This window comes from Alteromonas sp. AWJ4_197 (assembly GCF_056160285.1).
In genome coordinates this window covers 34664-46208 of the sequence record NZ_JBSWWW010000004.1, presented here as the reverse complement: position 1 = coordinate 46208, position 11545 = coordinate 34664, and the positions used below count along the sequence as shown (strand labels likewise).

The 11545-nt window shown below is 48.8% G+C and carries 7 protein-coding genes; all 7 read right to left on the bottom strand.

Going from position 1 to position 11545, the window contains the following annotated elements; genetic code table 11:
• Nucleotides 1-148: 148 nt before the first annotated feature.
• Nucleotides 149-2476, bottom strand: coding sequence for an efflux RND transporter permease subunit (locus tag ACXAGC_RS09450; protein ID WP_474844188.1), 2328 nt, complete (start codon nt 2474-2476; stop codon nt 149-151).
• Nucleotides 2477-2485: 9 nt separating this feature from the next.
• Complete coding sequence (locus ACXAGC_RS09445) at nt 2486-3517, bottom strand: WD40/YVTN/BNR-like repeat-containing protein (RefSeq protein WP_474844187.1); 1032 nt, start codon at nt 3515-3517, stop codon at nt 2486-2488.
• Nucleotides 3518-3589: 72 nt separating this feature from the next.
• Nucleotides 3590-4951 (bottom strand): DUF1329 domain-containing protein, encoded by a 1362-nt coding sequence (locus ACXAGC_RS09440; protein ID WP_474844186.1) that lies wholly within the window; start codon nt 4949-4951, stop codon nt 3590-3592.
• Between the two features lie 10 nt (nt 4952-4961).
• Nucleotides 4962-7022: a DUF1302 domain-containing protein gene (locus tag ACXAGC_RS09435; protein ID WP_474844185.1), complete on the bottom strand. Its 2061-nt coding sequence runs from the start codon at nt 7020-7022 to the stop codon at nt 4962-4964.
• A gap of 202 nt (nt 7023-7224) precedes the next feature.
• Nucleotides 7225-7452, bottom strand: coding sequence for a DUF2835 family protein (locus ACXAGC_RS09430; protein WP_474844184.1), 228 nt, complete (start codon nt 7450-7452; stop codon nt 7225-7227).
• The gene (gene pepN / locus ACXAGC_RS09425) at nt 7445-10039 is read right to left on the bottom strand and encodes an aminopeptidase N (RefSeq protein ID WP_474844183.1); all 2595 of its coding nucleotides are present in this window, start codon (nt 10037-10039) and stop codon (nt 7445-7447) included. The genes ACXAGC_RS09430 and pepN overlap by 8 nt, the downstream gene beginning before the upstream one ends.
• A 22-nt stretch (nt 10040-10061) precedes the next feature.
• Nucleotides 10062-11537, bottom strand: coding sequence for a Na+/H+ antiporter NhaC (gene nhaC / locus ACXAGC_RS09420; protein WP_474844182.1), 1476 nt, complete (start codon nt 11535-11537; stop codon nt 10062-10064).
• Nucleotides 11538-11545 lie beyond the last annotated feature (8 nt).

Sequence of the window (11545 nt, the reverse complement as noted above, 5' to 3'; positions counted from 1 at the left end):
CACAGAATCCTTACCTATTTTCGCTAATCTCCGTCCTTATTGAAAGAGGAGTTTTAACGCTTTATTAACAGCATAGATAACTATGCAGAAAACGCATAAAAAAAAGGGCCAAACGGCCCTTTTTTGTAGTTACTTATGCAAAAATATTTTATGCATCAGGGGCGTTTTTACTTAACCAGAGGAATCTGGACAGTGCCGGCAGCACAATAATCGCGCCCAGCATGTTCACAAGGAACATAAATGTCAGCAAAATACCCATATCCATCTGGAATTTCAGTGAGGAAAACACCCAGGTGCTCACACCAACTGCCAGTGTGATCCCCGTGAAGAGTACTGCACTTCCCCGCTCTTTCAGTGCATCCAGATAAGCCTGTTGCACTGTCTCACCGGATTTGAGTTTATGACTCATGGTAGAAAGTATGTAGATACCATAATCCACACCAATGCCAACACCCAGTGCGATTACTGGTAGTGTAGACACGGTCAGCCCGATTTGCAGGAAAGTCATCAGTGCCTGTGCCAGCACCGACACCACATAAAGTGGCAGTACGACAGACAAAGTCGCTCTGACAGAACGGAAGCTTATCAGGCAAAGTACAATAACCGCACCAAACACGTATACCATCATCGGGCCCTGAGCCGCTTCCACGGCTTCATTAGTCGCCGCCATTACGCCTACAGGTCCGGAGGCCAGTTTGAACTTCATGTCGTCGGTTTCATATTCTTTACGGAATGCTTTCACAGCATCAACCACGTGAGAAATAGTTTCAGCTTTGTGATCTTCCATAAACAAAATGACCGGCATTACCGAACAGTCTCCGTTTAATAAACCGGACGAAGTAGGTACCAGCGAAATATCCTGCGCCAGAGTCTGCTGATTCCGGGGCAATACCTGCCATTTGATATTGCCTTCGTTGTAACCGGCATTGACGCCTTTTGCCACTGACGCCAGCGAGACAGCCGATTGCACACCTTTAACGTTAGTCATCTTCCACTGAAAGTCGTCCATTGCACGCATAACACCGTACGATGTGCAGGCTTCCGGCGTGGTTTCTACTACCACCGACAGATAATCAACGGTCACCGAGTATTTGTCGGTGATCAGGAAAGTATCCTGGTTATAGCGGGAACTCTCCTGTAAAGACGGCGCACCGGCATGTAAGTCACCTATCTTCATTTGCTGAGATTGTATCAAGCCGAAAATGAATAAGGCAGTCGTCACAGCCATGATGATAATGGCCGGTTTTCTACGGGTGCAGGCTGCAATCGCATTCCAGAAAGCAGTGTTCCGTTGTTCCTTTTTATTGAACTGCTGAACATATTTGTCATCCAGATTCAGGAAGCTCATCAGTACCGGCAGCAAAATAAGGTTGGTCAGAATAATGACGGCGACCCCCATGCTGGCAGTAATTGCCAGTTCCCGGATAATGCCGATATCAATAACCAGTAAAGTCATGAAACCTACTGTATCGGAAAGCAGAGCAATACCGCCGGGTACAAGTAAAGCGCGGAATGCACTCATGGCTGCATGTTGCGCGCCCATGCCTGCAACCACCTTTTTCTCCACAGCGTTAATCATCTGCACGCCGTGACTCACACCAATAGCAAATACCAGGAAAGGCACCAGTATTGACATAGGATCAAGACCGAATCCCAGCACAGTCAGTAAGCCCAACTGCCAGACAACAGCTACCACAGAGCAAACTAAGGGCAACAGCGTCATCATGATACTGCGGGAGAAGAAGTAAACCATTACAGCAGTGATAGCAAGGGCTATGGCGAAGAAAAGCACCACGTCTTTTGCGCCATTTGCCACATCACCAATCATTTTGGAAAAGCCGATGATATGGATGCTGACCTTATCCGATTCAAACTGGCCTCTGACCTGTTGTTCCAGGTCATCTGCGACTTTGAGCATATCCAGCGGAGCGCCGGTTTTCGGGTCCAAATCAAGTAACTGCGCAGTCACCATGGCACAACTGTAATCGTTGGATACCTGGCGGCCAACAATTTTAGCCTTTTCCACATTGGTAGCGACCTGCTCCAGTGCTGCCGGCCGTGATGAATCGAAATCCGCAGGGATAACCGGCCCGCCGGAAAAACCCCCTTCCACAATTTCAGTAAAACGGGTAGACGGGGCAAACAGGCTGACAACCAGCGAACGGTCCACACCGTTGATAAAAAACAACGCATCATGGACTTGTTGCAATGTGTCCATAAAGTGCTGGTTATAAATATTCCCGCTGGTATCACACACAGAAACCAGTACGCTGTTAGCACCACCGAAATCACTGCGGTGAGCCATGTAGGTTTTCATGTATTCATGATTAAGCGGCACATTTTTTTCGAAACCGGCGTCCAGATGCATCATCGACGCCTGATAGCCAAGATACACTGTGGCCAGCAGAAAGAGCCCGACTACAACTTTCCGGTATCCGAAAATTAGTCTTTCTAAAAGCGAGGTAAAACTTGCCATGTCAGTGTTTTAATCCATATCCAGTTGTTTGATACCATTCGCCGTGACAGCGATAAGATGACCGTTAAATCGTGCAACGCTGACGATGCTGGCTTTGTCCTTAAGTTGTTCGCGGCTGAGACCGTCAACCGGCTCACAACTGTCTGCTGGCCCCCAGGGATCGAACTCTCTTGTTTCCAGCGATGCCGGTACTGAAATCATTATCCCGTTATTGCCGAACAGGCGTACACGCTCACCGGCCGGTAAAATCTTATTCAGCGAACCTGCCAGGCAGGTCGGTACGTTTTCCCACTCACCTGCCCCGCGACGGACAAAGGTGTGTCCCCGCAGGCCGGCGATGACGATTGTGTCATCTGCTGTCTCAGCAACGTCCAGAAAAGACCCTTCATAGGTGGTATCCATACGGGTCCATGTTTCTCCCATATTGTCACTCATGGCGACCAGGCCTGCTTCACCGACAAGGTAAAGGGTTTCTCCGACCTGCTCCAGTTTATTCAGGTGAGGCAAAATAGCGCGGAGTTCCTCTTCGTAGTATTCCGGTGTATCCCGCTTTACTTCATCAAGATATTCCTGATCGTAGGGATTGAGTAACGTAGCGTGCAGCTCCCGGTTCCAGGTTTTACCGCCATCACGGGTGCGGAAGAATAAACCGTAAGCCCCCGCAGCGACACCATGCTGATGATCAAAAAAAAGTATATCGAGAAAGGGCTTTTCCAACTCAGGGGCAGACATTTGCACCGTCCACGTAGTGCCACGGTCGGATGAATGCAATATGGTTGCATCATGCCCGGCCACCCATACATCGTCGCCAACAATATCCACCGCTGTCAGGGTAGCAGTGACAGGTACAGCCTGCTGAACGAAGTTTTCGCCGTCTGATGACGTCAGAATATGGCCTCTTTCCCCGGCCACAACAACGTAGTCTGCGGTATCGATATCGAGCAGTACTGATTTCGTTACCAGCGGAGCCTGATAAGCTTCCTGAGCATGGACAGAAAACAGTGCCGACAACGCGATAATCGCCGCCAGAATGCTTTTCATAAGTCTTATTATCCTAATAGCGCAGAACAATACAAAAACGGTTGGCACTGCCAACCGTTTGATTCTGTAGAATTAACGGCCTTCCCGTCTGAGAGCCTGAGATGTGAATTCGGCTTCACGTGGCTGGATAGTGAAATCATACATTTTTTCTTCGTTATCCAGACCAATTGCCAGGTAACGACGGGAATTCAAATCATGATACACATCCAGTGTAGACCATTGGGTAGGCACATCATAGTAGTTCACACCGTACGTCATCGCGACGCGGTACAACTCACCATTCTTGTCGTACATGTCTGCTTCCTGAATCTGCCAGCTGTCTTCATCAAGGAAGAAAACACGTTTCTGGTAAATGTGACGCAAGCCCTCTTTTAAGGTTGCCTCAACCACCCATACACGGTGCTTTTCCCAGCGGGTCAGATCCGGATTGATGTGGTTAGGTTGCAGAATATCTTCATACTTCACCTGATCGCTGTGCAACTTGTAGTTGTTGTAGGCAACGTACATTTCTTTTTTGCCTTTCAGCTCCCAGTTGTAACGGTCAGGAGAACCATTGTACATATCGAAGTCGTCTGTAGTACGCAGACCATCGGCCTCGGTTCCCGGTGTGTCATAAGCAATTTGCGGAACACGGTTCAGACGTTTACGACCCGTATTATACTTCCACGCTTCACGGGGCTCTTTCACCTGGTCTACGGTTTCCTTAACCAGAAGAATATCGCCGGCAAGGCGGGCTGGCTCAGTGATTTTCTGTTTGAAGAAGAACAGAATATTATCTTCTTCAAGTTCTTCCGGCTTCGCATTTTCATTGGAATATTTGATCAGCAGTTTCTCGTCAAAACCAATGAGATTGTAATCACCGGATGATGTTACAGCAGCCTGACCGCCAAAACGCTGAACAGCCTGACCGCGATAACGCAGAATGTGATTCCAGATTGCTTCCAGACCATTTTGCGGTACAGGGAACGGAATGCCCGTTGCCGCACCTTTGATACCGTTTCCGGATTCAATCAGTGATGCACGGGTTGCGTTTGCTTTGGTCGCATCATAAACAAACTGAGGGTTAGACGCTGAGCGGCGGCTTTCATAAACCGGCATACGGTATGTATCCGGATAGGTTTCGAACAGCTTTTTCTGACCGTCAGACAGAAAATCCGCATACTCTTTATAATTTTGACCTGTGATCTCAAACAATACCTGATCACCCGGATAAGGGTCCGGATGATGGTCACCTGCAGAGTAACCGGCCGGTGCGGCTGTTATCCCGCCGGTATAAGCCGGAATGCTGCCATCAGCATTGGCAGCAGCCTCACCACCCAGTGGTGTCAGGCTGTTACCCAATTTATCGGCTTCTGCCTGAGACACTGCCGCCATGGCTGTAGATGACAGCGCTACCGATAACGCAGCAGCAATAAGACCTGCTTTTCTTAACATACGATACCCCTTAAATCGAATACTTGATGTTGAAAGATACAAAATCACGATCTGACAGCTGGTTTGTTGTACCCACACCACCCCAGAATGCACTGTAAGATGCAGTGGCTGACCAGCTGCTCAGATAATTAAAGGTAAATGCCAGACTGGCTGATTTTGAATCTTCGAGGAAAACATACAACGGATCGGGTGTTGTCCCTTTCACATCATGTGAGAACGTTGCACGGGTTTGCATATTTACGCCTGAGAACACGTTGTTGAAATCAGCAACGGCCAGTAAACGGTAGCCCCAGGCATCATCTGTAGCAAACGGGTTTGTTTCAGGTCCGTTTGATAAACCTGTGTGTAAACCAACACGTGGATTGCCGTCTGCTGTAGGTTCAAGTGACGGCGTTCTGCCTGTACCGGGTGCGTTCAGACGCAATACTGAAGGGTCCGGAAAATCGACGATATTTACATAGCCAACTTCACCCAGAACAATCAGGTTATCTGTACCCAGTGCCGGACCAAATACCTGAGACAAGGTAAACTGAGCCTGCCAGGTATCTGAAAATACAAAACCTTCAGCTGTTTCACCCGGTCCCACTGCCCGGCCGATGTTGTTTAACTGAGAAATACCGGATAAGTCAGGACGGTAGCCTGTGTTAGCAAGCTGTTCCGGCATACCCATGTAGAGCAATTCTACATCGTCGATTTGTAACGGTTCATCAACACGGTAAGCAAATTCACCGGCCAGAGCCCAGCTCTCAATGTTGGTGTTGAAGCTGAAACCGTACAGTTGAATGTCTTCGGGATAATAGAACTTCGCTTCAGTGAACGCTTCCAGCTGAGTAATGTTATCTTTAGTGATTTCTGTGGTCGCCAGCATAGCCAGATCTGACGCAATACCTTCCTGCGAGAAATCAGACGTAATACCGGAAATCAGCGGACGCTGACTGTGATAATTAATGTGGTAGAAACTGAGTTCACTGTCGTTCAGCAGTTCTGAGAACCAGGTCAGACGAATACCGTATTGGCCCTGATCATCTGCATCTTCATGAGCAGCGTCTGAATAACCGCGCACCGCCACTTTTGTGGGATAAGCCAGATATGCCTGCCCGATTGTGGATGCATCAGCACCTGCACGCAAAGCAGAACCCAGCCCATTTAATGAGCTTAACAGGAAATCCAGGTCTATATCCGGGTTACCGGTAAAGCCGAGCTGAATATTGTTTGCCTGACCACCCTCACCGGCAAAATCGTTTGTCGCGAAATAGCTGCCGGCAACCGGTAACCAGCTGCGCTCCCAGCGATACTGGTAATAGGCCGACAAACTGACCGTGTCAGTCAGACCCAGAGACGCATACACCATACCCACAGGAATAAACACTTCTTTTAATTCAGCACCCGGAGCACGGGCGCGGTTCACATCCACGGGGTTAGTGGTATTGATACCGTGCTGGATAAACGTACTCTCACCCCAGCTGATCACCTGATCACCTACACGGATAGAGAATGGTTTATCATCAATCCAGAAATCACCGTAGAAATACGCATCCAGGATACGGAAATCTTTACAGAGTAAATCATCAGCTTCCGGGGCTGCACATAAATCGGGTGTTCTGCCGGTGATGGGGTTCGCGGCGACGTTGTCGTTATCGTTCTGAACAAAATCATAGAACCAGAACGCGCGGGTAAAGAAACCCCAGTCACCCATGTTAATGTCTAAATCGTGGTTACCGGAAATCTGGGTAGAAAAGGCTTTACCCGGATCCCAGGACAAATCTCCCTGGTCATTATTTGATGAATAATCACCGTTCGCCTGCGCCCAGACATCAGCAGGCTGATAAATCACATTCGTTGCAGCGTTATAACCGGACCAGTCAAACTGGGGATGGTTGCTGTTACCGATTAATTTATAGTCTCTGTCTTCAGCACGGATACTGGTCGCCAGCGTAAACGTGGAATCCAGTGATACTGAAACATCTCCAAATTGCCAGTTTGCGGCTAAAGCCGGAGAGGCGGCACCAAGTAAGGCAATGATACCAGCGGCAACTGGTGTCTTTTTAAATGTGCTATGCCTAATTGTCATAGTTTTTATTCTCCTGATCCAGCGCATACGATAACAGGTAGCGACGCGCAGACGTGTGACCAACCAAGGTAGTTAACAAAATGATTACATCATTTTCCCTGTTTCGCAAGAACTAATCGTACCAGTTAACACTAGTAATAACATTTTTCCTTTCAACTAGTTATTGAACAAAAGTGGCAAAATCGCCAGTTTTTAGCTGAAATTATCTTAATCGCTCGAAGGATTTTATTTTATTTTCGGGGCTGACGAGGAGCCGGAACCGGCCGGTAAGACCGCGGCTGTCGACGAAGGGACGAAGCCGGCTTACAGGTATTTGTACCCTTTTGCCGGATTCTGAAGTGAGTACAGCAGAGGCGCCGGCGCTTTCATAAAACGCCTGACACCGGCTGTAGGATAAGGAGAGAGTAAAAAAATAGGTAGTATCAGTCACGTTTTTCGTAGGCCAGACTCTTACTGACTTTTTCAAACACGTCTTTACTTAAACCTTCATGGTTCAGCAACCGTTGCAACTGGGCTTTCATGAGTTGCTGGTGCACCGGCGCATAATTTTGCCACTGTGTAAGTGGTGTAACGATGCGTGAAGCCACCTGAGGGTTCTGTTTATCAAGTTCAATCAGATAATTGGTTACGTATTCATAACCGCTGCCGTCTTCAGAGTGAAAACCGGTGGAATTGTAAAAAGCAAAACTACCGATAAGTGCGCGGACCCGGTTCGGATTACCGATACTGAACTGAGGGTGCGACTTAAGCATGGTGATGTGTGCCAGAATATCTTCCCGCTCAGTGGTAGCGTGCAAAGCGAACCATTTGTCCAGCACCAGAGGTTCTTTCTCCCAGCGCTGACCGAACCGGGTCATTAAGTCACTGAAGAGTTCCCCGTCACAGATTTGCGCAGCCTTTAACGATGCCAGAGCATCAGTCATATTGTCGGCACTGTCGTATTGTGCCCGTATCAGCGATGCGCCATGAGATGTTCGGGCAAGATGGCCGAGTACCACATTCTTGCAACGGCGGGCATTCACATTACGCTGATCGTAGACGTAGTCCGTGGTTTCGATAGCCTGCCACACAGCAATCAGTCCGTCATGTAACGCGTCAGCAAACTGCTGGCAGAATGCTTCTCTGGCTGCACACAGTGCCTTAACGTTTATCTGGCTGCGGCTCTGACACAAAGTTTCAAAACTGGGCACTGATAAACACTCGCCAAGCAGCTCATGATTAGCCTTTTCATCATGTAACACTTCACGCAGATAATCCCAAACCGTATCGGGGATGGCTGCGCCCTGCTCTATTTCACCGATACACCAGTCGTAAAGCGACTGCATGGCATCCCAGCGATTAAACGGATCATCAGCAAAACGGAAAATCTGCAGTAATTCTCTGGCAGATAAAGGGTTATCTACCCGCACTGGCGCAGAGAAATTCCCCAGCACAACGGGTAAACAGGACTCAGGAACATCCGAAAAAGTCAGAGACACTGATGGCTTGTCCACGATCACCAGTCCATTCTGTACCAGGCTTTCATAATCGCTGTAGTGATGACCATTGTCGTCAATACATTCAAACGCCACAGGAATATACAGGGGCTGTTTTTCTGCCTGATCTGCCGTCGGCGGTGTGTGCTGTGACAGCGTAATGTGCAAAGTACGCTTCTGTTTGTCATAAACCCGTTCAACGGCCAGGACCGGTGTACCGGACTGACTGTACCAGCGTGCGAAATGACTGAGATCTTTTTCTGTTGCAGTCTGCATAGCTGCAACAAAATCGTCGCAGGTAACTGCCTGACCATCGTGACGCCGGAAATACTCATCCATGCCCTTTCGGAAGCCCTCAGGGCCGAGAAGCGTATGGAACATGCGGATCACTTCAGCGCCTTTATCGTATACCGTCACTGTGTAGAAGTTATTCATTTCAATCACTTCATCAGGACGGATAGGATGGCTCATCGCACTGGCATCTTCAGCAAACTGATGTTCCCGCATCACACGTACATGCTTTATCCGGTTGCTTAGCGCTGAAGTCATGTCGGCGCTGAATTGCTGATCACGGAAAACAGTGAGACCTTCTTTCAGGCTCAGCTGGAACCAGTCACGGCAGGTAACGCGGTTGCCGGTCCAGTTGTGGAAATATTCGTGGGCGATGACAGATTCTACGTTGAAAAAGTCGTCGTCAGTGGCACTGTCCTGATCCGCCAGTACAAATTTGCTGTTGAAGATATTCAGGCCTTTGTTTTCCATGGCGCCCATATTGAAGAAATCCACGGCGACAATCATGTAGATATCGAGATCGTATTCCAGACCAAAAGTGTCTTCGTCCCACTTCATCGCCCGTTTCAGAGATTCCAGAGCAAAATGACCCCGTTCACGCTTACCTTTATCCACATACAGCTCAAGCTTAACGTCGCGGCCGCTGGTGGTCCGGTAGGTGTCTTCCAGCAAATCAAAATCACCGGCCACTAACGCAAAAAGATAGCTGGGTTTAGGATGAGGATCTTCCCAGGTAACCCAGTGAGTCCCGTCGGCTTCTTCCCCTGAATCCACAGGATTACCATTTGCCAGTAACGTGGGATATTGCTTTTTATCGCCGCTGACAGTGACGGTATATTTCGCCAGTACATCGGGGCGGTCAGTGAAATAAGTAATGCGGCGGAAGCCTTCTGCCTCGCACTGTGTACAAAATACGCCATCAGAAAGATACAGGCCTTCCAGTGCCTGATTGTTTTGCGGGTCTGTTTCTGTCTCGATGACCAGTTCAAAGCTGTCAGGTACGTCTTTCAGTAGTAATCCGGCATCCTGTAAATCATAGGCGGTATAAGGCTGCCCGTTAACGCTTACAGAATGTAAAGTGAGTTTTTCGCCATCAAGGAACAGAGGTTCATTGTGATTCCCTGCTCTTTCTACTGTGGATTTCGTTGTAATACGTGTGGCGACCGGATGCAGTTTTACATCCATGATTACCCGTGAAATGGTAAAAAGCGGCGGCTGGTAGTCCAGCCGGCGTTTTGCATTGACGCTCATAAGTACTCCTTAAAAAAGAAAGTTATGCGCGCTCCCCGTCGTCCTCTTTGCGCTCGAAGGGAGGGTCCAGGCGAAGAATTTTGATGCCCAGATACGCATAAATAATCGCGAGGACAGGATTAATTACGTTAAAGAAAGTATAGAAGATGTATTCAAACGGATGCACCATTAATACGCCCTGCATGTAAGCACCACAGGTGTTCCAGGGAATTAACGGTGATGTCAGTGTTCCGCCGTCTTCAAGGCTACGGGACAGGTTAAGCTGGTTCAGTCCGCGCTTTTCAAATTCCTGTTTGTACATACGGCCGGGCATAACAATCGACATATACTGATCAGCCGTTACCAGATTTGTACCCAGGCAGGTAAGAATCGTCCGGCTGATCATGTCACCGGCAGACTTCGCACCATGAAGAATTGCACTCACTGCCCGCTTAAGCAGGCCAACCCGCTCAAGTACGGCACCAAATGACATCGCGCAGATAATCAGCCAGATAGTATTCAGCATTGATGACATACCACCACGGCTTAGCAGCGCATTTAAGTTTTCATCCGGCGTGGAAAAACTGACACCGTCGAACAATGAAGTCCACACCACTTTCAGCGTACCGATGGCCGGTGAATCCTGCGCGTCCGCCATGCCGGCGACAACATCCCCCTGAAACACCACGGCCCAGATACCACCAAGCAGCGCACCGATGGATACCGCCGGAAATGCCGGCATTTTCTTCACCGCCAGCGTCAGTAACACGACCAGCGGAATGAGCAGATACCAGCCCAAAGAAAATGATTGACCCAATAATGTCTGCATTTGCTCGATGCGCTCAAGAGAAGCTGCATCGGACTCACTGAAGCCAAGAATAACAAACAGGATTAAAGCAATAATAAAGCTGGGGATCGTTGTCCAGAGCATGTAACGGATATGTTCAAATAAATCCGTTCCCGCCACTGCCGGTGCCAGATTCGTTGTTTCTGAAAGAGGTGAAATTTTATCGCCAAAATACGCGCCGGAAACAACAGCGCCTGCTGTAATTGCTGCCGACATATCCATTCCGGATGCCACCCCCATCAGGGCAACACCGACGGTGGCCGCTGTGGTCCACGAACTGCCGATACTCATTGCCACTACAGCACAAATCAGACAGCTTGCTGCATAGAAGAATGACGGGTTAAGTAGCTCAAGCCCGTAATAAATGAGTGTGGGAACCGTACCGGCCAGCATCCAGGTGCCGATCAGTGAGCCTACTGCCAGCAAAATCAGGCAGGCGCCCAGTGACATGGAGATCCCTTTAACGATGCCTGCTTCGATTTCCTTCCAGCTATGGCCATTTTTCATGCCGATGATAGCAGCGAGGCCGGTACCCAGTAACAGAGCAATCTGGTTAGGACCAAAAGATGAATTGTCGGAGAACAGATAAACCGCACTGCCCATCATGATGACCAGTGCAACAATAGGAATAAGCGCATCCGTCAGTGACGGGTCTTTAATCGTTTTATTCATTGTAGTTA